The sequence below is a fragment of the Micromonospora sp. ZG13 genome (assembly GCF_059359355.1).
Genome location: NZ_JCADBQ010000009.1, coordinates 115126 through 141055 on the forward strand (window position 1 = coordinate 115126; position 25930 = coordinate 141055).

The window sequence follows — 25930 nt, forward strand, 5'->3', positions numbered from 1 at the left end:
GGCGCGGCGGCGCCCGACCCGCAACGGGTCGGGCGCCGCACGGGGCCGCTCAGCCCTTCACCGCGCCGGTGATGACGCCCTTGGTGAAGTGCCGCTGCACGAACGGGTAGACGACCACCGCGGGGATCACGGTCACCACCACCACCGCCATCTTCACCGCCAGCGTCGGCGGGTACGCGGTGACGCCGGGCAGGCTGACCGCCGCCCCGGACACGTTCGGCGACTGCCCGGCGAGGATGTAGCTCTGCAACACCCGCTGGATCGGGAACTTGTCGTTGTCGTCGATGTAGAGCACCGCGTTGAAGTAGGCGTTCCAGTAGCCGACCGCGTAGAAGAGGCCGACGACGGCGATCACCGCCCTGGACAGCGGCAGCACGATGCGCAGCAGGATGTGCAACTCCCCCGCCCCGTCGATGCGGGCGCTGTCGAGCAGTTCGCCGGGCACGTTCATGAAGAACGCCCGGATCACCACCAGGTTGAACACGCTGATCGCGCTGGGCAGGATCAGCGACCAGATGCTGTCCTTGAGCCCGAGGCCGGTGACCACGAGGTAGCTGGGCACCAGACCGGGGAAGATCAGGAAGGTCAGCAGGAAGAAGAAGAGCAGCCCCCGGTGCCCCACGGACCCGGGTCGCGACAGTCCGTACGCGGCCAGCACGGTGAGTACCAGGCTCACCGTGGTGCCGAGCACCGTGACGAGGGTGCTGATCCACACCGCCCGGCTGATCTGGCCGCCGCTGAAGATGGTCACGTACGCCGACGGGTCGATCTCGCGGGGCACCATCACCATCCCGCCCGCGGCGTCGATCGTGTCCCGCGAGGCGAGGCTGGTCACCAGCACCGCCCACAGTGGCACGAGCACGGCCGCGACGAGCAGCGTGAGCACCACCGCCTTGGCCACGGTGCCCGGCACCGTGGGCGGCTCCTGCCAGGCGGGGCGCCGCGACCGTCGTCGCGGGTGCGGATCCGGGCGGGTCGGCGCCACCGCGGCGCCACCGAGTTGCGCGGTCATGACTTGGCGTACACCCCCTGCTCGCCGAGCCGGTGCGCCACCTTGTTGGCGGTGAGGATGAGCACCAGCCCGATGACGGCCTTGAACAGCCCGGCGGCGGCGCCGAGCCCCCACTGCTGGGTGCTGATCGCCTGGTAGTAGACGAACGTGTCCAGCACCTCCGCGGCCTCCCGGCCGACCGCCTCGCGTTGCAGGATGAACTGCTCGAAGCCGACCGACAGCGCGTCACCCAGGCGCATGATGAGCAGCAGCACGATCACCGGGCGCAGGCCCGGCAGGGTGATGTGCCACAGCCGCCGCCACCGGCCCGCGCCGTCGGCCGCCGCCGCCTCGTAGAGGTTGGGGTCGATCGCGGCGAGCGCGGCCAGGAAGACGATGGCGCCCCAGCCGATGTCCTTCCACACCGCCTCGGCGGTGACCAGCACGATGAAGGTGTCCGGGTTGGTCATGACGTCGAACGGCTGCATGCCGGCCTCGCGCATCTCCTGGGCCAGCAGCCCGGCCCCGCCGAGCATCTGCACGAAGAACGTGACCACGAGCACCCAGCTGAAGAAGTGCGGCAGGTAGACCACGCTCTGCACGAAGCCGCGCAGCCGCGCGGAGACCAGGCTGTTGAGCAGGATGGCCAGCAGGATCGGCAGCGGGAAGAAGAAGACGAGCTGGAACGCGGTGATGGTCAGGGTGTTGCGCACGGCGTCCCAGAACAGCGGGTCGCCGAAGAGCGCCTCGAAGTTGCCGAAGCCGATCCACTCGCTGTGCCAGAACGCCTCGACGGGGTCGTCGCCGACGAACGGGTTGTAGTCCTGGAAGGCGATGACGTTGCCCAGCGTCGGCAGGTAGTGGAAGACCAGCAGCAGCGCCGCCGCCGGCGCCGTCATCGCCAGCAGCGGCCAGTCCCGGCGCAGCCGGTCGCGCAGGCCGCGCCGGGCCCGCACCGGGGGCGTACGGCCGGCGGGCGGGGCCTGGCCGCCGGCCGCCGGCGCGTCGGTGGTGACCGGGGCGCTCATCGGCCGTTGTCGGCGAGCGCCTTCTCGTGGAACGCGCGCCCTTCCTCGCCTCCGGCGGCGAGGAACTCCTTGCGGACCTGCGCCAGGTCGCCGACGGGGCGGCGGCCCCGCAGGATGTCACGGATCTTGTCGTCGGTCGGCTGGATGATCTTCGACCAGTTGGCGGGCAGTTCCAGCTTGATGCCGGCGAACAGGTCCTTCTCCATGAGGGCGATGTTCTTCTGGTAGTAGCCCAGGTAGTCGCGTACGTAGTCGGGGGTGTCGCCGCTGCGCACCTTGACCGGGACCCGGCCGCCGATGTGGGTGTACTGCGCGCCCAGTTCCTTGCGGCCCAGCTCGGTGGGAATCGGGCTGCCGTCGGCCGCGCGGGTGAAGTGCTTGCCCTCCACCCCGTACTCGCGCAGCTCGAACTCGCGGCTGCCGAAGGGCGCGGCGCACCAGTTGAGCACCCGCAGCATCTCGTCGACGCGCTCGGCGCCCAGGCCCTTCCTGACGAAGGTGTAGAAGACCGGCTTCTCGCTGCCCCAGACGACCGGCTGCGCCCCGGCGGCGCCGAAGACCGGCAGCGGCTGCATGTCGAAGCTCGGCAGCTCCTTGACCCGCTCGCCCTGCATGCCCTGCCAGGCGCCGAGGCCGTCCTGGTACATGAGGATCTTGCCGGCCTTGAACAGTTGCTTCTCGTCGGCGCCCTTGCTGGCCACGGTGTCGGGGTGCACGAGCCCGTCGGCGAACAGCTTGGCGGTGAACTCCAGGGCGGCCGCGAAGGCCGGGTTCTCGAACTTGTGCTCCAGGCCGCCGTCGGGCTTCTTGCGCCAGATCTGCTGGCAGCCGAAGAACTGCTGCACCATCTCGAAGACGCTGCCGAAGGCCCACACCCCCTTGGCGGGATCGGTGGCCTTGCGGCCGAACTCGTGCAGTTCCTCGGGGGACGTCGGCGCCGCCAGGCCGGCCGGGGCGAGCAGGTCGGCGCGGTGGAACAGGGCGTACGCGAACGGCCCGTCGGTCGGGAACGGCACCGCGTACAGCCGCCCGCCCCACACCGAGTACTCCCAGGCGCCGGTGGGCAGGGCGGCCAGGTAGGGGTACTTCGCGCCGGCGTCGCCCTTGAGGTGGTCGGTGAGGTCCTCGAACAGCGCCTTGACCGCGTCGGAGAACCGGGCGACCTTGTCGACCTCCCAGTTGGGGGCGCTGAGCAGGTCCGGCACGTCGCGGGCGCCGAGCATCGCGTTCAGCTTGTCGGCGTACGTGCTGCCGTCCTGAAGGCTCGGGTGCACCTCGACGCCCAGCCTGGCGTTGACGGCCGCGAGGTAGGAGTTGCGGCCCACGGTGGGCGGGGCGGGCCCCCACCACGGACTCATCGTGCGGATCGGTGGGCCACCCCGGCCGGGCTGCTCGGTGACGGCGTCGACGAGGGTGCGGGGGTAGCTGAGGTAGCCGTCGGGGATCGGCCCCTGCCCGGGGATGTCGGGCGGCAGCAGTTGGGCCGGCTTGTGGCTGGGCAGCACCGAGCGGATGGCGTCGGCCTTCGTGGCGCTGCCCCTGCTGCCGGCCTCCTTGCTGCAACCGGCCAGGGTGGCGCCGCCCATCGTCGCGGCGGCGCCGAGGCCGAGCAGGCGCAGCAGGGACCGGCGGTCGGTGGATGCGCCCGGCGGGGACGGCTTCACGGCGCACTCCCTTCATCTTCGGTGGCGGTATCGCGGACCGCGCGGGTGCGGCTAGAATTAGTTGGTGTTCTAGCCGAACAAACTAATCGACGGTGATCCGTCCCACAAGACAGCGGCCCCCGCGACGTACGCGATGATGGGGCGCGCGGCACCACCGGGATCTCGCACCGTCGTCCAGGGAGCGGACAGATCGTGATCAGCAGCCACAACGAACCGCGGCCGAGCGACCTCGGCGACGTCCGGACGGCCAACCGTGCCGTGGTGCTGCGCCACGTCCGCCGGCACGCGCCCTGCTCCCGCGCCGACATCGCGGCGCACACCGGGCTGAACAAGGCCACCGTGTCCAGCCTGGTCGGTGAGCTGGTCGAGCGGCGACTGCTGCGCGAGACCGGGCTGACCGAGAACCGGGTCGGCCGCCCCGCGACGATGCTCGTCCTCGACGGCGCCCCGTACGCGGCGCTGGGCATGCAGATCGGCGCCGACGAGCTGGTGGTGCTCGCCACCGACCTGGCCGGCACCCGGCTGCTCACCTGGCGGCGGGCCTTCGCCGCGCCGTCGTCCTCCCCCGCCGAGACCGTACGCGCGCTGGCGGCCCTGGCCCGACGGGCGATCACCCGGCTGACCGGGCAGGGCCGCCGCGTCCTCGGCCTGAGTGTGGGCGTGCCCGGCCTCGTCAACGCCGACGGCGCCGTGCCCCGGGCCACCGCGCTCAACTGGCGGGACGTGGCCCTCGCCGCCGACCTGCGCGCCGCGCTGCGCGAGCCCGACCTCGCCGTCGACGTCGACACCGACGCCAACCTCGCCGCCCTGGCCGAGCACCGCCACGGCGCGTACGCCGGAGCTGCCCACCTCGTGCATCTCACCGGCGGCGCCTCGGTCGGCGCCGGGATCGTCGCCGACGGCCGGCTGCTGCGCGGCGCACGGGGGTTCGCCGGCGAGGTCGGGCATCTCACGCTCGACCCGGCCGGCCCCGGCTGCGCCTGCGGTCGGCGCGGCTGCCTGGTCGCGTACGCCGGGCTGCCGGCGGTGGTCGGCCGCCTGCTGCCCGACACCCGGCAGGACGGGCCGGTCACCGACTTCCTGCCCGAGATCCAGCGGATCCAGGCGCTGGCCCGCCAGGACGACCCCACCGTCCTGGCCGGGCTGGCCGACGTGGGCTGCCACCTCGGGCACGCCGCGTCCGTGCTGGCCAACCTGCTCAACCCGCAGGCCGTCGTGGTCGGCGGGCACTTCGCGGCCCTGGCCCCCTGGCTGCTGCCGGCGGCCCGGACGGAGTTCGCCGCGCGCACCCACGCCCCGGCCGCCGGCGGCTGCCTGCTCGACGCCTCCACCCTGGACTCGTCCGCCACCGCGCTCGGCGGCGCCACCGCCGCCCTCGCCGCCGTCGAGTCGGGGCGGCTGCCCGCGGCGTGATCCCGGGACCCGCCGGGCCTTGACCGCCACCGGCCCCGGGTGCCAACCTCGAACCGCCGCCTCGTGGTTCGGGCACCCGGGCGGCATGTCTCGGGCAGTCGTCGAAGCGCTTCACCGCTTCCGGGCCGGCGACCGCCACCCCCTCACACGGCGATGCCGCTCGCGCCACCGTTCGTCGAAGCGCTTCGACACAGGCGTCGGGCGGACCCACGGAAGGCGACCCGACCCATGACCCACCACCACGCCCCCGCCCCGGAAGCCCTCGTCGACGACCTGCTGGGCCGGCTCACCCTGCCGGAGAAGCTCGGCCTGCTGCACCAGTGGCAGGCGGCCGTGCCCCGGCTGGGCCTGCCCCCGTTCCGCACCGGCACCGAGGCGCTGCACGGGGTGGCGTGGCTCGGCGAGGCCACCGTCTTCCCGCAGGCGCTCGGCCTCGCCAGCAGCTGGAACCCCGAGCTGGTCCGGGCCGTCGGCGCCGCCGTCGGCGACGAGGTGCGCGCCAAGCACCACGCCGACCCCGGGCGGGTCGGCCTCAACGTCTGGGCGCCGGTGGTCAACCCGCTGCGCGACCCCCGCTGGGGACGCAACGAGGAGGGCTGGTCCGAGGATCCGTGGCTGACCGGCCGGCTCGCCACCGCGTACGCCGAAGGGCTGCGCGGCGGGCACCCTGATCGGCTGCGTACGGCGCCGACGATCAAGCACTTCCTCGGCTACAACAACGAGACCGACCGGGCCACCACCTCCAGCGACCTGTCCCCCCGGGTGCTGCACGAGTACGAGCTGCCCGCCTTCCGCGCCCCGCTGGCCGCCGGCGCGGCCGTCGCCGTGATGGCCTCCTACAACCTGGTCAACGGGGTGCCGGCCCACCTGAGCCCGCTCATCGCCGACGAGCTGCGCCGCTTCGCGCCCGAAGAGCTGATGGTGGTCGGCGACGCCGGCGCGGTGAGCAACATCGCCGGGGTGCAGGGCCACCTGCCCGACCACGTCGACGGCTACGCCGCCGCCCTGCGCGCCGGCATCGACAGCTTCACCGAGGACGACGCCGACAGCGCCCCCACCGTTGCGCGGCTCACCGAGGCGATCGAGCGGGGGCTGATCACCGCCGCCGACGTGGACCGCGCCGTGCGGCGGATCCTCACCGTCCGGGTCCGCCTCGGCGACCTGGACCCGCCGGGTGACGACCCCTTCGCGGGCGTCGCGCCGGACGCCGTCGGCCGCCCCGCGCACCGCGACCTGGCCCGGGAGGCGGCCCGTCAGTCGATCGTGCTGCTGCGCAACGACGGGCTGCTCCCGCTCACCGACCCGACGCTGCGGGTGGCCGTGCTCGGCCCGCTGGCCGACGCCGTGCACACCGACTGGTACAGCGGCACCCCGCCGTACGCGGTCACCGCGTACCAGGGGCTCGTCGGGCGGCTGGCCGCCGTCACCACCCACCCCGGCGCCGACCGCATCGCGTTGCGCGTCGGCGGGCGGTACGTCGGCTGCCCGGACAGCCCCGACGGCGGCCCGCTGAGCCTCGGCGCCGACGCCGCCGCGTTCGACGTCTTCGACTGGGGACGCGACGTGGTGGCGCTGCGCGCCGTGGGCAACGGCCGCCACGTCGGGGCCGACGAGGCCGGTCTGCTCGCCAACGACCGGCCGGGGCCGGGCGGCTGGGTGGTCCGGGAGACCTTCCGCCTCCAGGAGGGCCCCGGCGGCACCGTGCTGCTGCACCACCTCGCCTCCGGCCGGTACGTCACCGCCGACGCGCACGGACGGCTGCGCGCCGACGCCCCGACGCCGGACGACGCGACCCGGTTCACGATGGACCTGCTGGTCGACGGGGCCGCCGAGGCCGCCGCCCTGGCCGCCGACGCCGACGTGGCCGTGGTGGCGCTGGGCAACCACCCGATGGTCAACGGCCGCGAGACCGAGGACCGCGTCGACCTGGCCCTGCCCGCCGGGCAGGAGGCCCTGCTGCGGGCCGTGCACGCCGCCAACCCGCGCACCGTGCTGGTGCTCACCAGCAGCTACCCGTACGCGGTCGGCTGGGCCGAGGCGCACCTGCCGGCGGTGCTGTGGTCGTCGCACGGCGGCCAGGAACACGGCACCGCGCTGGGCGACGTGCTGGTGGGCGACGCCGAGCCCGGCGGCCGGCTCACCCAGACCTGGTACGCCGACGCCGCCGAGCTGCCCGACCTGCTCGACTACGACGTGATCGGCTCCGACGCCACCTACCTGTACCACCGGGGCGACCCGCTGTACCCGTTCGGCCACGGGCTCAGCTACACCCGCTTCGACTACGCTGGCCTCCGGTTGAGCGCCGCCGAGGCCACCGCAGGCGAGGAGGTCGAGGTGAGCGTCGAGGTCACCAATGCCGGCGACCGTCCCGGCGAGGAGATCGTGCAGCTCTACACGCGCCAGCGCCGCTCCCGCGTCAAGCAGCCGCTGCGCCAGCTGCGGGACTTCGCCCGGGTCAGCCTCGCGCCCGGGCAGCGGCAGGTGGTCCGGCTGCGGCTGCGTACCGCCGAGCTGAGCTGGTGGGACGAGACGCGGGGCCGCCGGGTGGTGGAGGACGCCACCCACACCGTCCTCGTCGGACGCTCCGCGCGCGACGTGCGGCTGGTCGGCGCCCTCGCCGTACGCGGCGACGAGACGGCCGGTGGCCGGGCGGCGGTGCCGGCGTCGGGGCGGGCGCGGTGAGCGGCTCGCGCGGGCGCCCGTCGCCGGAGCAGCCGACCATCGCCGACGTCGCCCGGCACGCCGGGGTCGCGGTGAGCACCGTGTCGTACGTGCTCAGCGGCAAGCGCGCCATCTCCGAGGTCACCCGCAACCGGGTGCTGGCCAGCATCCGGCTGCTCGGCTACCACCCGCACGCCGGGGCGCGAGCCCTGGCCAGCCGCCGCGCCAACGTGATCGCGCTGGTCCTGCCGCTGCGCGCCGGGATGCAGGTGCCCGTGGTGATGCAGTTCGCCATGGCCGTGGTCACCACCGCCCGCCGCTTCGACCACGACGTGCTGCTGGTCACCTCCGACGAGGGCCCCGCCGGCCTGCGGCGCGTCGCCGCCACCGCCCTGGTCGACGGCGTCCTGGTCATGGACGTGGAGCTGGACGACCCCCGGGTGCCGCTGCTGCGGGAGCTGGCCCGGCCCAGCGTCCTGATCGGTCTGCCCGCCGACGCCAGCGGCCTGACCTGTGTGGACCTGGACTTCCACCGGGCCGGATGGGCGTGCGTGGCGCACCTGGCGGGGCTGGGGCACCGGCGCGTGGCGCTGCTCGGCGCGCCCGCCGCCGTCTACGACCGGGGTACGGGCTTCGCGCACCGCACCCGCGCCGGCGTGGTCGAGGCCGCCGCCGGGCACGGCGTCGACGCGGTGACGCTGCCCTGCGAGGAGGGCGCGGTCGCCGTCCGCCGCAGCCTCACCGACCTGCTGGAACGCCACCCCGACGTGTCGGGTCTGATCGTGCAGAACGAGGCCGCCGTGGATCCGGTGCTGGCCACGCTGCCCGCCCTGGGCCGGCGGGTGCCGCGCGACGTGTCGGTGGTGGCCGTCTGCCCGGACCGCTTCGCCGAGCAGGCCAGCCCGATGCTCACCGCCGTGCCGGTGCCCGCCGAGGAGATCGGCACGCGGGCCGTGGCGCTGCTGATGGGCAAGCTCGACGGCGAGGCCGTGCCGGAGGTCACCCTGCTGCCGCCCCGGCTGACCGTACGCGACAGCACCGCCGCTCCCGCCCCGACGGCGAGGACCGGCCGGTGACGGGCGGGCCACCGCCCGCCGTGCACCGCATCGTCGACACCGCCCCCGCCACCCGCTGGGAGGACGCCTTCCTCTCCGGCAACGGCGAGGCCGGCATCATGGTGTACGGCCGGCCGCACGCCGAGCGCATCGTCGTCAACCACCACCGTTTCGTCCTGCCCAACGGCACCCGCGACGCCCGGCCGCCCGAGCTGGCCGCCCTGCTGCCGCGCGTGCGCGAGCTGATCCTCGCCGGCCGGCGCGCCGAGGCCAGTCGGCTGCTCGCCGGCGACGGGGTGCTGCGCTGGACACAGTCGTTCCATCCCGGCTTCGCCCTCACCATCGACGCCGTGGCGCCCGGTCCGGTCGACGACTACCGGCGGCGCACCGAGTTCGGCACCGGGGAGGTCGTCGTCGAGTGGGCGGGCGGGCGGCGGCGCTCGTTCGTCTCGCGGGCCGACGCGCTGGTGGTCACCCACGTCAACGCGGGCGCCTGCGAGGTGGGCGTCACCGGCGAGCTGCCCGGCCGGCCGGAGTCGGTGCGCTACACCGTCGCCGCGTACCGCCGGGGCGGTCTGGTGTTCCTGCGGGTACGGGGCCGCTACCCCGACGCGGGCGGCGCGTACGGCTTCGAGGGGCTCACCCTGCTGCGCGGCGACGTGGCGGTCGTCGGCGGCGACCGGGTAGTGGTGCGCGGCCCGGCGCTGCTGATGACGGCGCTCGACCGGCCCGACACACCGCCGTGGCGCACCGGCGACCTGGAGGAGCTGCTGGCCGCCCACGCCGACGCCGACTACGACAGGCTGCTGGGCCGGCACGTGGCGCTGCACGGACGTGCCTACCGGCGGGTGAGCCTGGACCTGGCGGTGCCGGCCGCGCAGCGGGACCTGCCCGTGGGTGAGCTGATCGCGGCGCAGAACGCCGACCCGGGCACGCTGTGCCCGGCGCTGCTGGAGCGGGTGTTCCACGCCGGGCGGTACCTGCTGCTCAGCTCCAGCGGGGTGCTGCCGCCCCGGCTGACCGGGTTGTGGCTCGGCTCGTGGGACGCCGCCTGGGCCGGCGACTTCACCACCGACGCCAACCTGAACCTGCAACTGGCCGGCGCGAACGTGGGCGCCCTGCCGGAGGTGACCGCCGCGCACGCGAACCTGGTGCGCGGGCAGGTCGACGACTGGCGGCGCAACGCGCGGGCGATCTACGGCGCCCGGGGCCTGCTGGCGCCGAGCCGTACCGACGGCGAGCACGGGCACCTGTTCCACCTGCACGAGGACTGGCCGTTCGCGGCGTGGCTGCCCGGCGCGCACTGGCTGCTGCACCCGCTGTACGAGCACCATCTGGTCACCGGCGCGCCCCTCGGGGAGGTCGCCGGCTGGCTGGTGGAGGTGGCGGACTTCTTCTCCGACGTCCTCACCGTCACCGACGAGGCGGGCACGGTGGTGCTCGTGCCGTCGTACTCGGCGGAGACCGGCCCGTACGACGAACGGGGGCGGGCGGTGCACGTGGCCGTGAACGCCACGATGGACATCGCCGCCGCCCGGCACGCCCTGCGCACCGCCGCCGAGGTGAGCGGCGTCGACCGGTGGGCGGGGCTGCGGCGGCGGCTGCCCGCGTACCGGGTGGACGGGCGCGGCGCGCTGGCCGAGTGGGCCTGGCCCGGCTACCACGGCGACGACGATCATCGGCACGTCAGCCACCTCTACCCGGTGTGGCCGCTGGACGAGATCGACCCGGACGACACCCCCGAGCTGGCGCGGGCCGCGCACCGGGCGCTGACGCTGCGCGGCGACGAGAACCTGTCGGCGCACGGCAGCCTGCACCGGGCGCTGGCCGCCGCCCGCCTGCGCGACGGCGCCCTGACCGCCGCGAACCTGCGGAAGATCCTCGGCAACGACATGTTCTTCCGGTCCCTGATGAGCGCGCACAACCCGGGTCTGGTGACCTACAACGCCGACGCCGCGCACACCCTGCCAGCGGTGCTGATCGAGGCGCTGGTGCAGTCGCGTCCGGGGCTGCTGCGGCTGCTGCCGGCCCCGCTGCCGGGCCTGGACGCCGGGGTGCTGCGCGGCGTGGCCTGCCGGGGACGCGTCGGCGTCGAGGAGCTGTCCTGGTCGCCGGGGCGGGTGCGGGTCCGCCTGCTCTCCCCTGTCGCGCAGCGGCTGCGGGTGCGCAGCCCGTACGGCGGGCGCGACGTGGACCTGGTGGCGGCGACGCCGGTCGAGGTGGCCTTCGGCGCGCCGGAGCAACGGGCGGTGGCCGGGCAGCGGTGATCTCGTGCGCCCGGCCACCTACGGGCGGGCCACGCTCAGAGCGCGTCGGGCCGGCCGAGCGCCGGATGCCGTTCGCCGGGCGCGGCATGCCAGACGGGGGCGTCCTCGCGCAGCGCGGTGTCGACGCGCAGTCGCACCCAGTCGTTGACCTCGGGCAGGTCGGCCGGGTCGAACCAGGCCACCTCGATGGACTCGTCGTCGTTGACGCGCGGCTCGCCGCCGACCACCCGGCACCGGAACCACACTTGCAGGTACTCGCAGACGTCGCCGTTGGGGTAGACCACGGGATGGGTGGCGAGGCCGGCGAGACGCTCGATGCGCACGTGCACGCCGGTCTCCTCGTACACCTCCCGCACGACGGCGTCGGCGGGTTGCTCGCCGGGGTCGATGATGCCGGCCGGTACCGACCAGTGCCCGTTGTCGGCGCGCCGGGCCAGCAACACCCGCCCGGCGTCGTCGCGCACGACCGCGCTGACGCCGGGCAGCAGGAGCAGGTCGTGCCCGATCTGGGCGCGCATCCGGGCGACGTACGGGGGGATGGGCACGTCGGCCACCCTAGCCGGTGCCGGCGCGGTGCCGGCGCAGCATCCCGGCGGCCAGCGGCGCGGCGTCCAGGTCACCGGCGGCGATCCGGGCGGCGACGGTACGGCGCACGAGCCGGTCGGCCAGCGCCGGGGCGTGCCGGGCGAGGGCCAGTTCGAGGCGCCCCCGCCGGGTGGTGGCCACGTCCCGGGGTACCCGCCGGGCGGTGGCGGCGCGCAGGATCGCCGCGACGACCCCCTGCACCGGTTCCGGACGGGACACTGCCCGCAGGGACAGGCCGGCGTCGGCGGTGCTGTCGTGGATCGGTGAGGCGACCATGCTCGGGTAGACGACGCTCACCCCGACGTGGGTGCCCACCTCGTGGCGCAGCGCGTCGGCGTAGGCGACCAGGGCCCGCTTGCTGACCCCGTACGCGGCGGCCAGGGGCAGCGGCAGCAGGGCCATCCGGCTGGCGACGAAGACCACCCGGCCGCGGGCGGCCTCCAGGGCGGGCAGCGCGGCGGCGGTGGTCCGCCAGGCGGCGAGCAGGTTCACCTCCAACTGCTGGCGCACCACCTCGTCCGGCGGCAGTTCCGCCGGGGCGGGCCCGCCCACGCCGGCGTTGTTGACCAGCAGGTCCAGCCCGCCGAGGCGCTCCACGGCGGCGGCGACGGTCGGTGTCACGGCGGCGGGGTCGGTCAGGTCGCAGCCGAGCACCGGTACGCCGTCGACGGTGCCGGCCTGGCGGTCGACGCCGACGACCCGTGCCCCGGCGGCGGTGAGCGCGGCGCACAGGTGCCGGCCGAAGGTGCCGCTGGCCCCGGTCACCAGCACCCGGCGGCCCGGCAGGGCGCTCATGTCGCGGCTCCGGTGGCGCGGGCGCGGCGGGCGCCGGCGACCAGTTCCCGTCTCAGTTCTGCCAGGTACGCGTCGAAGTCCACCCGCATGGCGGGTCGGCGCTGCCCCCAGCGGGCGGTGGCGGCGCGCAGCTCGGCCCGGCAGGCGGCGCGCTGCGCGTGCGGCTCGGGCAGCGCGTAGCGGCCGGACAGCTGCGCGGCGACCAGTTTGGCCTGCGCCTCGACCAGTGGGAACGCGGCGCCGGTGGACTGCATCAGCCCCACGAACGCCAGGCCGGGCGCGTCGAGGTGGAACACGTGCCGGTACAGCGGCAGGGTGTCCGCGCCGTCGCCGAGCAGCGCGGGGTCGAGGAAGGGGACCTGCACCCGGTAGCCGGTGCACCAGATCACCAGGTCGACCTCGTCGACGCGGCCGTCGGTGAAGGTGACCCGCTCGCCGTCGAAGCCGGCGATGCCGGGGCGGGGCTCGATCTCGCCGTGGGTCAGCCGCGACAGCAGCCCGTCGGACAGCGTCGGGTGGTCCTGGAGGAAGCCGTGGGTGGGGGCGGGCAGGCCGTAGCGGGTGGGTGGGCCGACGGTCGCGGTGAGCAGCCGCTGGGTGATGCGCTGGCGCAGCCGCCACGGCAGCCGCCGGGCCAGGGCGCCGTTGAGGGTGTCCGACGGGCGCCCCAGCAGGTGTTTCGGCACCACCCAGACGCCCCGACGCAGTGACAGCAGGGTGCGCCGGGCCGCGTAGGAGGCGTCCACGGCGATGTCCATCGCGGAGTTGCCGCCGCCGACGACCAGGACCCGCCGGCCGGCGAGCTGCTCGGGCCCCCGGTAGGCGTGGCTGTGCAGCTGCTCGGCGGTGCAGGCGCCCGGCGGCGTGGGGGTGGGCGGTTTCGGCACCCGGTTGTGGCCGTTGGCGACGACGACGGCGTCGACGCTGACGTCGACGGGGCCGTCGGGTCCGGCGGCGTGCACGCTCCAGCGGCCGTCGCCGCCGCGTTCGACCCGCTCGACGGTGTGCCGCAGCCGTACCGCGTCGTGCAGGGCGAAGCGGTCGGCGTAGTCGGTGAGCCAGCCGGCGACGCGGGCGTGGTCGGGGTAGTCCGGCCAGTGCGCCGGCATCGGGTGGTCGGCGAACTCGGTGCGCGCCTTGCTGGTGTTCAGGTGCAGGGTCCGGTACGCCGGCGAGCCGGGGGCCCCGTACACCCAGAGGCCGCCGACCCGCCCGGCCGCCTCGAAGCCGACGGCGGGCACGCCGGCGTCGGCGAGGGCCTTGAGGGTGGCCAGTCCGGCCGCACCCGCGCCGATGACCGCCACGGACGGCTGCGCACCCATCGCCGGCTCCTTCCCGTTAATCCAACGTGCGTTGGATAATGGCCCGGTACGCCTCGGCACGTCAAGGCGTCGCCGGCCCGTACAGCCCGTCGAGGAAGCGGTGCACGAAGGCGCGGAACTCCCGCCGCTGGCGCGCCTGCGAACCCCCGCCCGCGGCCAGGGCCACCACGTGCCCGTGCACCGCCCACACCAGGCTGCGCACCGTCACGTGCGGCGCCGGCTCGACCAGCGCGCCGGCCCCCGCGGCGGCGGTGAGCAGGTCCGCGACGAGCCGGTACAGCGGCGCGGCGTAGCGCTCGTCGAGTTCGGCGTGCCGCTGCGGCTCCAGCCAGCGGCGCAGCCACAACGCGGTGGTCTCCGGCCGGTCCTCCAGGAAGTCCACGAACACGTCCACCAGGTCGTGCAGCGCCCGCCGGACCTCGGTCGGCCCGCTGTCGAGCGCCTGCCGGGCGCGCACCGCCGCCGCCTCGAGCACGTCGCGCTCGGCGTCGAAGACCCGCGCGAAGCAGGCGTCGTAGAGCTGCGCCTTCGTACCCGTGTGGTGCGAGACCGTGGCCACGTCGACGCCGGCCGCCGCCGCGACCTCCCGCAGCCCGACGGCGTCGAAGCCCCGCCGGGCGAACAGCGCGGTCGCGGCGGCGAGCACCACCTCCCGGGTGGGTCGGGTCTCCTCGCGGCGGGGCCGCCCGGGTCGGCGGCGGGGCATGGTCATGGCCGCCATTCTGCCCCTACAATCCAGCATCCGTTGGATTGCGGGCGGCGTGCCCGCAGAGGAGGCCGTCATGACCGGGCTCGACCAGCAGCCGGCCGGCACGCGCAGCGCCACCCTGCCCCGCGGGCCGTTGCTCGGCTTCGCCGCCGGTTCCCTCGGCATGGGCGTCTGGGTGACGGTCCCCGGTCTGCTGCTGCTCTACTTCCTCACCGACGTGCTGGCCGTCGCCCCCTGGCTCGCCGGCCTGGCGCTGCTGCTGCCGAAGGTCGCCGACGTCCTGCTGCACCCCTGGATCGGGCACCGCTGCGACGTCGAGCAGACCCGCCGGGGCGACCGACGGCGGCTGCTGCTGCTCGGCTGCGCCCTGCCGCTGGCCTTCGCCGCCCTGTTCGCCGTGCCCGGCGCGCTCACCGGCGCGCCGGCCGCCGCCTGGGTGGCGCTCGCCTTCGTCGCCGGCAACCTGCTCTTCGCCGCCTACCAGGTCCCCTACCTGGCCACCCCCGCCGACCTGCGCATCGGCTACCACGAACGCACCCGGCTGATGGCCTTCCGGATGGTGGTGCTGACCCTGGGCATCCTCGCCTCCGGGCTGCTGGCGCCGCTGCTCGCCGGCGGGCAGGACGCCACCCGGGGCGGCTACCAGCGGATGGGCGTGCTGCTGGCCGTCGGCATGCTGGCCACCATGCTGGTCGGGGTCGCCGGCATCGGTCGGCTGCGCCGGGCCGCCGCCGCGACGCCCGCACCGCACGGCGGCGGCTGGCGGGGCCTCGCCGTGGCGCTGCGCGACCGGCAGTTCCGGTGGCTGGTCGCCGCGTACCTGGCCATGTCGAGCACCACCCACCTGGTCCTGGCCGGCGTGCCCTACTACGCCGAGTACGAGCTGGGTCGCCCCGGGCTGACCACCGTGCTGGTGGCCGCCTTCGTCGCCCCGGCCCTGCTGGTCACCCCCGCCTGGCTGGTGGCAGCCCGCCGGGTCGGCAAACAACGGGCGCTGCTGGGCGCCCAGGGCGCCTTCGCGGCCGGCTCGCTGGTGCTCGCCGTCGGCCGTCCGGCGGGGCTGCCATTGCTGGTGGCGGCCGTGGCGGTGCTCGGCGTCGCCTTCGCCGGCATGCAGCTGCTGCCGTTCTCGATGGTGCCCGACGTCATCCGTGCCAGCGGCGGCGCCGCCGGCACCTACACCGGGGTCTGGACGGCCACCGAGGCCACCGGCGCGGCGCTGGGCCCGTGGGCGTACTCGCTGTGCCTGGCAGCGGGCGGGTTCGTCGCCTCCACCGCCGGGGCCGGCGTCACCCAGCCCGACGGCGCGCTGGACGCGATCCGCTGGGGCTTCGGGCTGCTGCCCGCGGCAGCGATGCTCGTCGCGCTGCTGCTGCAACGCCGCTACACCCTGGACCGTACGGCCCGCACGGCCGACTGAGCAGCCGGGCCACCGGGCGTCCGCGCCGCACGCGGCGGCCACCGTTCCGTGCGTCAACCACCGTCCCCGTGCGTCGGCCACGTGCGAGGGCGGACCGGTCGGGCGCTGCGGCGGGGGCCGGCGGGGCCCCGGCAGTAGACTGCGCCCTCGATGGACGCCGAGCCCACCTCCGTAGAGACCCGCCCCTGCGCCCACTGCGGACGCCAGGTGCCGCAGCGTGTCGGCGCCGGCCGGCCGTTCCGCTACTGCCGCGACAACGACGGCGCCTGCCAGCGGGCCTCCCGCAACAGCCGGATGCGGCACCGCAACGCCCCCGGCCTGCCCGGTCAGGTGGCCCGCACCTGGGAGGCCGTGGACCGGCTGGAGCAGGTCGCGGAGACCCTCGTCGACGCCCTGCACGCCGAGCTGTCCCCGGTCGGGGTGGAACGCCAGCTCGCCCAGGCCCGCGCCGACGCGGCCACGCAGGTCGCGGCGGCACAAACCGAGCGCGACGAGGCCCGCCGCGACGCCGAGGACGCCGCCGCGGCCGCCGTCCTGGCCCGCGAGCAGGCCCGCTCCGCCGCCGCCGAACGCGACGCCGCCCACACCGAGGCCCACTCCGCCGCCGAGCGGGCCACGGCGGCGATCGCCCGCGCCGACCGGGCGGAGGCCGCCCGCGACGAGGCCCGCCGGCAGGCCAGCGCCGCGGAGGCCCTGCGAACCCAGGCCGAACGCGACCGCGACCAGGCCCGTCACGAGCTGCGTGCGCTGCGCGTCGACGTCGACGCCGAGCACCGCCGCGCCACCGATCTGACCGGCGAGCGCGACGCCGCCCGCGCCGACGCCGACCGGGCGACCCGCGCCGCCACGGAGGCCCTCGACCGCGCGCAGCGCCTGCACGCCGAAGCCGAACAGGCCCGCGAACGCGCCGAGCAGTCCCGCGCCGAGGCTGACGTCGCCCGCACGGCCGCCGCCGAGGCCGACACCGCCCGGCAGCGCGCCGAAGCGACCAGCCGCGACGCGGAGGCCGCCCGGCAGCGCGCCGAGGCGACCGCCGGGCAGGCCCGCGCGGAGGTGGCCGACCTCGCCGGGCACCGCGACACGCTGCGCGCCGAGCTGGCCGCCGCGCGCGAGACCGCCAGCGCCGCCGAGGGCCGCGCCGCCGACCTGGCCGTACGGCTGCGCGCCGCCGAGACCGACCGCGACGAGGCGCAGCGGCGCGCCGCCCAGCTCGCCGACCAGGTCAGCCACCTCGCCGCCGCCCTGGCCAACCTCGGCGCCCCCGGCCCCGCCCGGCAGGCGCCGTGAGCGAGGCGCACGCCGCCCAGCACCGGCACGGGTCTGCCCGGTGTCGACGTCGACCCGGCCGGCTGCGCGGCTAGAATTCAGATTCGCAGTTCAACCGTGCTCTGCCCTGGCGGACGCGGCCTCGGGAGGGTGTTCCCGCACCCTTCCCGAGGGTCCGTCGCACTGCGACGGCGGCTACTCGCAGAAGACCCGCACCTTGGCATCGGGCTGGTCGACCTCCACGGTCATCTCGTCGAGGTGCTCCACGAGCGTCTCGAGCTGTTCCGGCTTGAGCTGCGTCAGATCCAACGGCACACCCGACCTGTGCAGCTCGGCGTTGGCCTGACCCAGCGCCTGCGGCGGGATCAGGGCCGCCAGCCGCACGCCGGCCCGCAGCAGTTGCAGTGGCACCCGTACGTTGACCCGGCCCGGCTCGCCGTCGTCGACGGTGTCCACCACCACCCGCAGGTACTTCGCCCTGTTCCTGGGCCGGGCGTCGACACTCGAGGCCGCCGGCGGCTGGTCGCGTTCGAGCGCGGCGAGCAGCTGCTCGGCCTCCGCCGCGGTGATCCGGCCCTCGGCCAGCATGTCGAGGATGTCCTTGCGTTGTTCGGTCATCGGTTCCTCTCCTATCGGATGGCGACGAGCACGGCCGTGCGGCCCTGCTCGATGTCGACCCGGGTGCCGGGCAGTGCGCACACGACGCGCCAGGCGGTGCCGAGCGCGCGCGTGACGCTGACGCGGTACGCGAGACAGGCCACGGCCGCCACCAGCACGACCAGGGCCACGAGCGGTGCGCACACGAGCACGACGGGAAGCACCGGGACGCGGATCCGCACGGGACGGCCGGCGGGGCGTCGCACCCGTACGGTCACCGACCGCGGCATCACGCGCGGCCCTCCAGTTCGGCGACCGCCTGCTGCGCGGTGATCTCGCCGCGACGCAGCCGGTCGATGACGTCGGCCCGCGACGGCGCCGGATCGGTCTCGACGAAGTCGAGCATCTGCGTGATCCGGTTGAGTCGTGACTTGACCGTCGGGTAGCTCACCCCGAAGATCCGTTCCATCTCCTTGATGGACCCGTGGCACCGCACGAACGCCGTGACGAAGACCTGGTCCTCGACGTTGAGCTGAGCCAGCTGCGGGAGCTCGAACTCGCCCTCGATCGCGACGCCGTTGCCTGTCAGGCGCACCCGCTCGACGACGAACGGCTGGCCCCGGGTCAGGTTCGTCAGTTCCTGCCAGTCCATCGCCTGCTCTGTCATGTCTAAAGTTATACCCGCCAAGACCTTAACTTTGAAGATGTCGACCTTGATTTTCTTGATTCGGGTTGCCGCCTCTCCCGGGCCGCTCGCTGTCGTCGTTGCTCTCCGACGGCGACAGCGAGCGCGTACGTGCCGCCGCGTCCACGCGTTGAGCACCGCGCCGCCCGGGGCAGCCGGACGGGACGTCGGCGGGTCATGATGCCGGGGTGGGAAAGACACATGAGCGCATCGAGGGCCGCCTGCGCGCCTTCATCGAGCAGCAGCCGCTGTTCTTCACCGCCACGGCCCCGCTGTCGGCCGACGGCACCATCAACCTGTCCCCGAAGGGGCTGCGCGGCTCGTGGGCGGTGCTCGACGCGCACACGGTGGCCTACCTGGACTTCGCGGGCAGCAACGCCGAGACGATCGCCCACCTGCGGGAGAACGGCCGGATCACCCTCATGTGGTGCGCCTTCGAGGGACCGCCGAACATCGTGCGGGTGCACGGGCGCGGCGAGCCCGTGTTCCGCGACGACGCCCGCTGGCGGGAGCTGATGGGCCACTTCCCCGACATCGACCCCACCGTGCACGGCCTGCGGGCGATCATCGTCGTACGCGCCGAACTGATCCGCGACACCTGCGGCTACGCGGTGCCGTTCATGTCCTACGACGCCGACCGCGACCTGCACGGCCAGCGCTTCGCCCGGGAGGACGACGCGTCGCTGAGCGACTACTTCGCCGGCAAGGACCACGTGGCGCACAGCATCGACGGCCTGCCGGGCCTGCCACTGCCGCTGCCACCGACCCCGGCGAGCTGAACCGCCGCCGCACATCTGGTGCCACCGTCGGCACGAGCAAGCACGCGCCGGCGCGTCACCGGCCAGCGCGAGCTGCGCCGACGCGGGGCGGCTACCATCGCCGTTGGCACCGCGGAGACACCGCAGGACCCGACCCGGCGCGGGACGATCCCGCCGGGCAGCTGGCATGGCCCGCTACCCTTGTGCAGGCCCGCCCGGGCATCCGGGCGGGAATGGCCCGGCGGGAACGGACCGTTACACCGAGTAGACCAGCACCACGAACGAGGGGAAGTCGATCATGGGCGAGCGTATGCTGCGTGGCAGCCGTCTGGGCGCGGTCAGCTACGAATCCGACCGCAACACGGAGCTCGCGCCGCGTCAGACCCGCGAGTACCTCTGCGCCAAGGGCCACCAGTTCGAGGTCCCGTTCGCCGTCGACGCCGAGGTCCCCACGACCTGGGAATGCAAGTTCGACGGCAGCGTGGCCCGGCTGGTCGACGGCAGCGAGCCGGAGCAGAAGAAGGCCAAGCCGCCGCGCACCCACTGGGACATGCTGCTGGAGCGGCGCTCCATCGCCGAACTGGAGGACATCCTCGCCGAGCGGCTGCAGGAGGTCCGCACCCGCCGCGGCCGCGCCTGAGCCACACCCGCACACGACGGCGCCCCGGGAGCGATGCTCCCGGGGCGCCGTCGTGTGCGACTCAGTTACGGCCGGGCTCCACGATCTCACCCTCGATGGCCCGACCCCCGTCGACGACGACGGTCGGCTCCGCCGCCGGCGGCTCCGCCGGCGCGGCCGCGCCCCGACGCACCCGCACCCGCCGCGGCCCGAACAGGTCACCGGCCACCATCGACGACACCCGCCGCTCCGCCGCCCGCTGCACCCCGCCGCGCGCCAACCGGCGCACCGGCGGCACCAGCAACAACATTCCCACCAGGCCGCTGATCAGGCCCGGCAACGCCAGCAGCAGCGCACCGAGCAACCCGACGAGACCGTCGGTGACCTGCCGGCCCGGCGGCTGCCCGGCCTGCGCGGACGCCTTGAAGCCCCGCCAGGCGCGCATCCCCTCGCGCCGCAGCAGCACCAGCCCGAGCAGCGACGCCGCGAACACCGCCAGCAGCGCCGAACCGAACCCGATCGCCCGCCCCACCACGACGAACACCACCAGCTCCAGCAGCACCGCCGCCAACAGGGCCAGCGGCACAAACCTCAGTCCTCGGCGCATCTCACCCCACTCACCATCCGCGGCGCCCCGACGCGGGCCACCCGCGCGGGCACCGGCGCCCCGTCCAGCATGACACGCCGCCGCTCAGGGCCACCGGACCTGACCGGTGGGGGTGCCGTGCAGGCCCCGCCGCAACGCCACCCGCCGGTCCTGCACCGCCCACGTCGTGATCCGCCACAGCGCCTCCGCCACGATCAACGGACTCATCTTGCTGCTGCCGCGCTCCCGCTCCGCGAACGTGATCGGCACCTCCACGATGCGCGCCCCCGAACGGTGCGCCAACCGCGACAGCTCCACCTGGAACGAGTAGCCCTGCGAACAGACCGACTCCAGGTCGATGGCATCCAGGGCCGCCAACCGGTACACCCGGTAGCCGCCCGTGGCATCGGACAACGGCATACCCAACGCCAGCCGCGCGTACAGGTTGCCGCAACGCGACAACAGCAGCCGCCGCAGCGGCCAGTTCACCACCCGCGCTCCCCCGGTCCACCGCGAACCGATCACCACGTCGGCGTCGCGGGCCGCCGCCAACAGCGCGGGCAGATCCTCGGGGGCGTGCGAGCCGTCGGCGTCCATCTCCACCACCGCGTCGAAGCCACGCTCGCGGGCCCACGCGAACCCCGCCAGGTAGGCCGCCCCCAGTCCCTGCTTGCCCTCGCGGTGCAGCACGTGCACCCGGCCGTCAGCGCCCGCCAGGGCGTCGGCGACCGCGCCGGTACCGTCCGGGCTGTTGTCGTCGGCGACCAGGATCTCCACCGCCGGCGCGGCACGACGCACCCGCGCCACGATCCGCGCCACGTTGTCGGCCTCGTTGTAGGTCGGGATCACCACGAGCACCCGCCCCACCCCCGGCTGACCGGTGTCCGCCCGGGTACCGGTCGTCTCGCCCACCGTGCTTCCCCTCCGCCGGCGTACCGGCTGGTGTCAGCCGCCGTGGTGCCGGCGGCGCAGCACGACCGCGCCCGCCAGGGCCGCCACGGCCAGGGCGGCCAACGCCACCTCCGGCCACAGCCCGACCCGCGTGGCCAGGGTGCGCCCGTCGTCCAGCCGCAGCTGCCGCACCACGACCGCTCGGGTGTTGAACCCGGTGGCGTCGCTTACCCGCCCGTCCGGGGCAACGAACCCGGACACCCCGACCGTCGAGGCCATCAACGCCGGCCGGCCGTGCTCCACCGCCCGCAACCGCACCATGGCCAACTGCTGGCGCGCCTCGGCCACGTCGAACGTGGCGTTGTTGGTCTGCACCACCAGCAGCTGCGCCCCACCGGTCACCGTGTCACGCACCACCTCGTCGTAGGCGACCTCGAAGCAGATCACGTCGCCGAGCACCGCCGCCCCGCCGTCCAGCACCCCCGGCTCGCTGCCCGGCACGAAATCGGCGCGCACCCGGTCGACCTGCTTGCTGACCATCCGGGCCAGCTCACGCATCGGCACGTACTCGGCGAACGGCACCGGATGCCGCTTGGTGTACAGCTGCGCCAGATCCGGGCCACTGCCGGGCCGCCACAGGATGCCCGCGTTGCGGACCTGACCGTCGCCCGGGCCACGCAGCACCGCACCCACCAGGATCGGGGCACCGACCGCGTCGGCGGCCTGCGAGATGCGCGCCCCCGCGTCGGTGTCGCGCAGCGGGTCGATGTCGCTGGAGTTCTCCGGCCACACCACCAGGTCGGGGCGGGGCCGCACGCCGGCGGCCACCTGCCCGGCCAGCTCGATCGTGGCGTCGACGTGGTTGTTCAGCACCGCCTGCCGCTGCGCGTTGAAGTCCAGGCCGAGACGCGGCACGTTGCCCTGCACGATCGCCACCGTCACCGCGTCGCCGCCCCCCACGGCGGCCACCGGCACCAGCAACCCCACCACGGGCACCGCGACCGCCCCCGCGCTCAGCGCAGCCACCGGCACCCACCAGCGCCGCCGCCCGCCCCACGGCCGCCACAGCGCCGCCACCAGCAGCCCACCGGTCAACGCCACCGCGAACGTCACCAACGGTGCCCCACCCCACGCCGCCAGCCGCAGCAGCGGCGAGTCGCCCTGACTGAACGCCAGGCGCCCCCACGGGAACCCGCCGAACGGCGTACGGTCGCGCAGCGCCTCCTGCCCCACCCACAACACCCCGGTCACCGCCGGCCAGCTCCAACGCACCCGGTCCACCAGCGGCGACACGTACGCGCCCGCCGCGCCCAGCAACGCCAAATAGCCGGCCTGCAACAGCGACAGCAGCACCCACGGCAGGTAGCCGGTGTGCAGGTTCGTCCAGCTCAACAGCGGCGCGAACAACGCCACCCCGGTCAGGAAACCCAGCCCCGCCCCGGCACGCAGCCGACGGCGGTGCGTCGCCGCCGCCAGCAACGCCACACCCAGCGGCGCCAGCGGCCACAGCCCGTACGGCGGAAACGCCGCCAGCAACGCCAGACCCGCCGCCACCGCCATCGGCGCGGCCACCCGCAACGGCAGCGCCCCCGCCCGCCCGGCAGGCCGGTCGTCGTCCCCGGTCGCCGCCGGTCGATTCCCCACGATCACGGGCCGAAGGCTACCCGCCCGTACCGCCGCCGCCCCGCCACGGCCCACCCGGCCGCTCTGCCCCGCCGCCAACGGACACCGGACACAAATCGGGGCGCGGCTCGCGCCGCGCCCCGATGCTCCCAGGCCCTTCCCGGCCGGTGGGGCGAGAATGAGCTGCGCCGACCTTCGGACCGACCCGACGCGGACTGGCTGCCCCCGCCTGGCCGTTGTCTACTGGCCGTGCACCTCACCCTGCCCGTACACCGGTAACCGCGGCCGGTTCGCGCCGCCCCGCCGACCCCCGCCCGCTGGACCTGGCCGCCGCGACGCACTGCTCACATGTCGCTCGGCCAGCGGACGAAGGGACGAAGCGAACAACAGCCGCTTCCCGTAGTAGGACTCAAAGACGGTACGGCGTACACCCCCGCCGCTGTCAACCCACCCGGGCCTGTCGTGTGATGTACCACGGCGTGTCGCGTCGGCGAGTCTCAATCCGTGCCCAGGTGCCGCCGCAACAACGCCACCGCCGCCACCGGATGCTCCGCCGCCAGCAGCCCACCGGCGGCCAGCACGTAGTCGACGTCGACCACCGGCCGGGCCGCCCGCGGCAACGGCCAACCGCCGGCATGATCGGTCAGCACCGCACCCAGCACACCGGCCGCGTCCACCGGCGCGGCATGCCGCAACACCCCACCCGAGCCCACCAGCAGCCGCACGTCACGCAGGTCCCGGCCGGCCCGCTCACCCGTCGCGGCCCCCCGCGCGTGCCGCCGCAACGCCACCGTCGCCGCCAACGCCGCGATCCGGGCATCCACCGCACGGTCCGCCTCCCCTGCGGGCAGGAAACCCGGCTCGGCGGCCCGCGCCGCCGCCCCCGCCGCCAGCGCGTCACGCTCCGCGTCGGTGAGCAGCCGCTCCTCCGCCGCCGCCCGCACCACCCCCGGCGCGCTCCACCGCATACCCAGATCGCCCTCGACCGTACGGGCCCGCCACAGCGACCCCGCCACCTCCCGCCCCGGCCCCGTCGCCCGCTCGTCCGGCGTCAACACCGAGTACACGTCCGTGGTGGCGCCCCCCACGTCCACCACCACCAGATCACCACCCAACGCGTCGGCCAGCACCTCCACCCCGGTCAACACCGCGTCGGGAGTGGCCGCGCGCACCAGCCGCGCGAACCGCGACCCCCGCGACAACCGCTTGCCGCCGATCACATGCCGCAGGAAAACCTCCCGGATCGCCGCCCGCGCCCCCGCCGGCGCCAACACCCCGATGCGCGGCAACACGTTGTCGGCCACCGTCACCGGCACCCCCGCCGCCGCCAGCACCGTATGCAGCTCCTCGCGGACCTCGACGTTGCCCGCCAACACCACCGGCACCCGCCAACGGGCCCGCGCCAGCCGCGTCGCGTTGTGCGTCAACGTCTCGGCGTCCCCACCGTCGGTGCCACCCACCAGCAGCACCACATCCGGGCGGGCCGCCCGCAACCCGGCCAGGTCCGCCGCGCCGAGCCGACCCGCCGCCACGTGCACCACGTTCGCACCCGCAGACAGGCCCACCCGCCGCCCCGCCTGCGCCGTCACCAGCCGCTCGTAGCCGATGACCGCCAACCGCAGCCCACCACCGGCCGACGAACACACGTACCACGGCGCGTCGCGCACACCAGCCAACCCGGCGGTCGCCGCCCCGACCGCCGCGTCCAGGCCGTGCAGCACGTCCGTACCCACCGTCGTCGGCGCCGACGACGCACCCACCAACGCGCCGACGTCGAGGTCCACCACCGCCACCTTCGTGTACGTGGACCCGACGTCGGCGCAGACCGCGTACCTCACGCCGCAGGCGGAACGACCACCGTGCCGGTCGCCGTGACCGCCACGATTGGCTCGTCGAGCACCTCCGCCGCCGACTCACCCCGGTCCGGACGCCCCCGACACACCACCGCCGCGACGAAGTCGATCGTGCGGCTCCGCGTACCCACCCGGGTCACCGTCGCCGTCACCTCCAACACGTCCCCCGCCTTCATCGGCGCCCGGAACTGCACATCCGAGTACGACGCGAACAACCCCTCGTCACCATCGGTGCGGATACACACCTCCGTGGCCACGTCCCCGAACAACCCCAACGCGTACGCCCCGTCGACCAGGTTGCCCGCGTAGTGGGCATGCGAATACGGCACGTACCGCCGGTGCACGACCGTCAGACCCACCCGGGAATCACTCATGCCTTCGCCTTCTTCTCGATCAACGCGTGCACCAGGAAACTCGCCACCTCACCCGGGGTCGTGCCCCGGCCGAAGATCCGATCCACGCCCAACTCACCGGCCATCGTCTCGTCGAAACGCGGCCCACCCACGATCAGCAGCGGCCGACGCCCCGCCGGCATCGCCTCCCGGAACGCCGCCGACATCTCCCGCGTGTTGTGCAGATGCGCATCCCGCTGCGTCACCACCTGCGACACCAGCACCGCATCCGCCCGCTCCACCCGGGCCGCCTCCACCAACTCCGGCACACTCACCTGCGCCCCCAGGTTGGTGACCTTCAACTCCCGGTAGTACTCCAGCCCCTTCTCACCGGCGATGCCCTTGACGTTGAGGATCGCGTCGATGCCGACCGTGTGCGCGTCCGTACCGATGCACGCCCCCACCACCGACAACTTGCGCCGCAACCGCCGCTTCACCACCGCGTTGACCTCCTTGGCGCTCAGCAGCGGAAAGTCCCGCTCCACCACCTGCACCGCCGACAGGTCCACCAGATGGTTCACCCGCCCGTACACCACGAAGAACGTGAAGCCCTCACTCATCGGCTTGGCGTGCACCAGCATCGCCGGGTCGATGCCCATCTTGTTCGCCAACTGCACCGCCGCGCCCTCGGCCCGCTTGTCGTGCGGCACCGGCAACGTGAACGACACCTGCACCATGCCGTCGCCCGTGGTGTCCCCGTACGGCCGCACGATCTTCTTCCCGGCAGCCCCGCCGCCGGCCTCCACAGCG

General features: G+C 74.8%; 23 protein-coding genes and 1 pseudogene. 8 read left to right on the forward strand and 16 right to left on the reverse strand.

Annotated features, from left to right (window positions below):
* Positions 1-49 precede the first annotated feature (49 nt).
* Genes AC5L34_RS19680 through AC5L34_RS19690 form a run of 3 tightly spaced genes read right to left on the reverse strand, consistent with a single transcriptional unit; the run spans position 50 to position 3683 of the window.
* Entirely contained in the window at positions 50-1012 is a 963-nt protein-coding gene (locus tag AC5L34_RS19680; protein WP_441177696.1) for a carbohydrate ABC transporter permease, read from the reverse strand.
* Positions 1009-2019 carry an ABC transporter permease gene (locus tag AC5L34_RS19685; protein ID WP_441177695.1) on the reverse strand — a complete coding sequence of 337 codons (1011 nt, stop codon included), beginning with the start codon at positions 2017-2019 and terminating at the stop codon, positions 1009-1011. The genes AC5L34_RS19680 and AC5L34_RS19685 overlap by 4 nt, the downstream gene beginning before the upstream one ends.
* On the reverse strand, positions 2016-3683 hold the full coding sequence (locus AC5L34_RS19690; RefSeq protein WP_441177694.1) for an extracellular solute-binding protein: 1668 nt from the start codon (positions 3681-3683) through the stop codon (positions 2016-2018). The genes AC5L34_RS19685 and AC5L34_RS19690 overlap by 4 nt, the downstream gene beginning before the upstream one ends.
* A 192-nt stretch (positions 3684-3875) precedes the next feature.
* On the opposite strand from AC5L34_RS19690, the gene AC5L34_RS19695 reads away from it, so the two are divergent.
* The 4 genes from AC5L34_RS19695 (at position 3876) to AC5L34_RS19710 (ending at position 11079) form a co-directional block, all read left to right on the forward strand.
* On the forward strand, positions 3876-5096 hold the full coding sequence (locus tag AC5L34_RS19695; protein ID WP_441177693.1) for an ROK family transcriptional regulator: 1221 nt from the start codon (positions 3876-3878) through the stop codon (positions 5094-5096).
* Positions 5097-5324: 228 nt separating this feature from the next.
* Entirely contained in the window at positions 5325-7778 is a 2454-nt protein-coding gene (locus tag AC5L34_RS19700) for a glycoside hydrolase family 3 C-terminal domain-containing protein (RefSeq protein ID WP_441177692.1), read from the forward strand.
* A complete protein-coding gene (locus tag AC5L34_RS19705; protein ID WP_441177691.1) occupies positions 7775-8833 on the forward strand; it encodes a LacI family DNA-binding transcriptional regulator in 1059 nt (352 codons plus the stop codon). The genes AC5L34_RS19700 and AC5L34_RS19705 overlap by 4 nt, the downstream gene beginning before the upstream one ends.
* Positions 8830-11079 (forward strand): glycosyl hydrolase family 95 catalytic domain-containing protein, encoded by a 2250-nt coding sequence (locus AC5L34_RS19710; protein WP_441177690.1) that lies wholly within the window; start codon positions 8830-8832, stop codon positions 11077-11079. Before AC5L34_RS19705 ends, AC5L34_RS19710 begins: the two co-directional genes overlap by 4 nt.
* A 35-nt stretch (positions 11080-11114) precedes the next feature.
* Here AC5L34_RS19710 and AC5L34_RS19715 read toward each other — a convergent pair whose 3' ends face one another.
* From AC5L34_RS19715 to AC5L34_RS19730, 4 genes are all read right to left on the reverse strand, one after another.
* Positions 11115-11624 (reverse strand): NUDIX hydrolase, encoded by a 510-nt coding sequence (locus AC5L34_RS19715; RefSeq protein ID WP_441177689.1) that lies wholly within the window; start codon positions 11622-11624, stop codon positions 11115-11117.
* A 10-nt stretch (positions 11625-11634) separates the two neighbouring features.
* The gene (locus AC5L34_RS19720) at positions 11635-12459 is read right to left on the reverse strand and encodes an SDR family NAD(P)-dependent oxidoreductase (protein ID WP_441177688.1); all 825 of its coding nucleotides are present in this window, start codon (positions 12457-12459) and stop codon (positions 11635-11637) included.
* Complete coding sequence (locus tag AC5L34_RS19725) at positions 12456-13781, reverse strand: flavin-containing monooxygenase (RefSeq protein WP_441177687.1); 1326 nt, start codon at positions 13779-13781, stop codon at positions 12456-12458. The genes AC5L34_RS19720 and AC5L34_RS19725 overlap by 4 nt, the downstream gene beginning before the upstream one ends.
* A 61-nt stretch (positions 13782-13842) precedes the next feature.
* Positions 13843-14493, reverse strand: coding sequence for a TetR/AcrR family transcriptional regulator (locus tag AC5L34_RS19730; protein WP_441177686.1), 651 nt, complete (start codon positions 14491-14493; stop codon positions 13843-13845).
* A gap of 70 nt (positions 14494-14563) precedes the next feature.
* On the opposite strand from AC5L34_RS19730, the gene AC5L34_RS19735 reads away from it, so the two are divergent.
* Both AC5L34_RS19735 and AC5L34_RS19740 read left to right on the forward strand, forming a co-directional pair.
* Positions 14564-15910 (forward strand): MFS transporter, encoded by a 1347-nt coding sequence (locus tag AC5L34_RS19735; protein ID WP_494826322.1) that lies wholly within the window; start codon positions 14564-14566, stop codon positions 15908-15910.
* Positions 15911-16060: 150 nt separating this feature from the next.
* Positions 16061-17197 (forward strand): hypothetical protein, encoded by a 1137-nt coding sequence (locus tag AC5L34_RS19740; RefSeq protein WP_494826324.1) that lies wholly within the window; start codon positions 16061-16063, stop codon positions 17195-17197.
* A 174-nt stretch (positions 17198-17371) separates the two neighbouring features.
* Here the strand turns inward: AC5L34_RS19740 and AC5L34_RS19745 are convergent, their stop codons facing one another.
* The 3 genes from AC5L34_RS19745 to AC5L34_RS19755 form a co-directional block, all read right to left on the reverse strand.
* Positions 17372-17794 carry an SHOCT-like domain-containing protein gene (locus tag AC5L34_RS19745; protein ID WP_441177683.1) on the reverse strand — a complete coding sequence of 141 codons (423 nt, stop codon included), beginning with the start codon at positions 17792-17794 and terminating at the stop codon, positions 17372-17374.
* A gap of 11 nt (positions 17795-17805) precedes the next feature.
* On the reverse strand, positions 17806-17979 hold the full coding sequence (locus AC5L34_RS19750) for a hypothetical protein (protein ID WP_441177682.1): 174 nt from the start codon (positions 17977-17979) through the stop codon (positions 17806-17808).
* A gap of 83 nt (positions 17980-18062) precedes the next feature.
* Positions 18063-18440 carry a DUF2089 domain-containing protein gene (locus AC5L34_RS19755; RefSeq protein WP_494826326.1) on the reverse strand — a complete coding sequence of 126 codons (378 nt, stop codon included), beginning with the start codon at positions 18438-18440 and terminating at the stop codon, positions 18063-18065.
* A gap of 206 nt (positions 18441-18646) precedes the next feature.
* On the opposite strand from AC5L34_RS19755, the gene AC5L34_RS19760 reads away from it, so the two are divergent.
* Positions 18647-19237: a pyridoxamine 5'-phosphate oxidase family protein gene (locus tag AC5L34_RS19760; RefSeq protein ID WP_441177680.1), complete on the forward strand. Its 591-nt coding sequence runs from the start codon at positions 18647-18649 to the stop codon at positions 19235-19237.
* Positions 19238-19514: 277 nt separating this feature from the next.
* Complete coding sequence (locus AC5L34_RS19765; RefSeq protein WP_046564157.1) at positions 19515-19856, forward strand: RNA polymerase-binding protein RbpA; 342 nt, start codon at positions 19515-19517, stop codon at positions 19854-19856.
* 61 nt (positions 19857-19917) lie between these two features.
* Here the strand turns inward: AC5L34_RS19765 and AC5L34_RS19770 are convergent, their stop codons facing one another.
* The 6 genes and pseudogenes from AC5L34_RS19770 to kamE all read right to left on the reverse strand — a co-directional run bounded on the left by AC5L34_RS19770 (position 19918) and on the right by kamE (position 25926).
* Entirely contained in the window at positions 19918-20442 is a 525-nt protein-coding gene (locus AC5L34_RS19770) for an FxsA family protein (protein WP_441177679.1), read from the reverse strand.
* Positions 20443-20526: 84 nt separating this feature from the next.
* Positions 20527-21333, reverse strand: coding sequence for a polyprenol monophosphomannose synthase (locus tag AC5L34_RS19775; RefSeq protein WP_441177678.1), 807 nt, complete (start codon positions 21331-21333; stop codon positions 20527-20529).
* Positions 21329-23034: pseudogene (gene lnt, locus AC5L34_RS19780) on the reverse strand (apolipoprotein N-acyltransferase); the annotation flags it as partial. The pseudogene lnt and the gene AC5L34_RS19775, both read right to left, overlap by 5 nt.
* A gap of 398 nt (positions 23035-23432) precedes the next feature.
* Positions 23433-24773 (reverse strand): glutamate mutase L, encoded by a 1341-nt coding sequence (locus AC5L34_RS19785; RefSeq protein WP_441177677.1) that lies wholly within the window; start codon positions 24771-24773, stop codon positions 23433-23435.
* Complete coding sequence (kal, locus tag AC5L34_RS19790; protein ID WP_441177676.1) at positions 24770-25162, reverse strand: 3-aminobutyryl-CoA ammonia lyase; 393 nt, start codon at positions 25160-25162, stop codon at positions 24770-24772. The genes AC5L34_RS19785 and kal overlap by 4 nt, the downstream gene beginning before the upstream one ends.
* A complete protein-coding gene (gene kamE / locus AC5L34_RS19795) occupies positions 25159-25926 on the reverse strand; it encodes a lysine 5,6-aminomutase subunit beta (protein ID WP_393404009.1) in 768 nt (255 codons plus the stop codon). The genes kal and kamE overlap by 4 nt, the downstream gene beginning before the upstream one ends.
* Positions 25927-25930 lie beyond the last annotated feature (4 nt).

Bases quoted from the DNA above. Each gene is read 5' to 3' on its own strand.
- AC5L34_RS19680 (WP_441177696.1), bottom strand. From the start codon at position 1,012: ATGACCGCGCAACTCGGTGGCGCCGCGGTGGCGCCGACCCGCCCGGAT.
- AC5L34_RS19685 (WP_441177695.1), bottom strand. From the start codon at position 2,019: ATGAGCGCCCCGGTCACCACCGACGCGCCGGCGGCCGGCGGCCAGGCC.
- AC5L34_RS19700 (WP_441177692.1), top strand. From the start codon at position 5,325: ATGACCCACCACCACGCCCCCGCCCCGGAAGCCCTCGTCGACGACCTG.
- AC5L34_RS19720 (WP_441177688.1), bottom strand. From the start codon at position 12,459: ATGAGCGCCCTGCCGGGCCGCCGGGTGCTGGTGACCGGGGCCAGCGGC.
- AC5L34_RS19725 (WP_441177687.1), bottom strand. From the start codon at position 13,781: ATGGGTGCGCAGCCGTCCGTGGCGGTCATCGGCGCGGGTGCGGCCGGA.
- AC5L34_RS19730 (WP_441177686.1), bottom strand. From the start codon at position 14,493: ATGACCATGCCCCGCCGCCGACCCGGGCGGCCCCGCCGCGAGGAGACC.
- AC5L34_RS19735 (WP_494826322.1), top strand. From the start codon at position 14,564: ATGACCGGGCTCGACCAGCAGCCGGCCGGCACGCGCAGCGCCACCCTG.
- AC5L34_RS19740 (WP_494826324.1), top strand. From the start codon at position 16,061: ATGGACGCCGAGCCCACCTCCGTAGAGACCCGCCCCTGCGCCCACTGC.
- AC5L34_RS19745 (WP_441177683.1), bottom strand. From the start codon at position 17,794: ATGACCGAACAACGCAAGGACATCCTCGACATGCTGGCCGAGGGCCGG.
- AC5L34_RS19755 (WP_494826326.1), bottom strand. From the start codon at position 18,440: ATGACAGAGCAGGCGATGGACTGGCAGGAACTGACGAACCTGACCCGG.
- AC5L34_RS19765 (WP_046564157.1), top strand. From the start codon at position 19,515: ATGGGCGAGCGTATGCTGCGTGGCAGCCGTCTGGGCGCGGTCAGCTAC.
- AC5L34_RS19770 (WP_441177679.1), bottom strand. From the start codon at position 20,442: ATGCGCCGAGGACTGAGGTTTGTGCCGCTGGCCCTGTTGGCGGCGGTG.
- kal (WP_441177676.1), bottom strand. From the start codon at position 25,162: ATGAGTGATTCCCGGGTGGGTCTGACGGTCGTGCACCGGCGGTACGTG.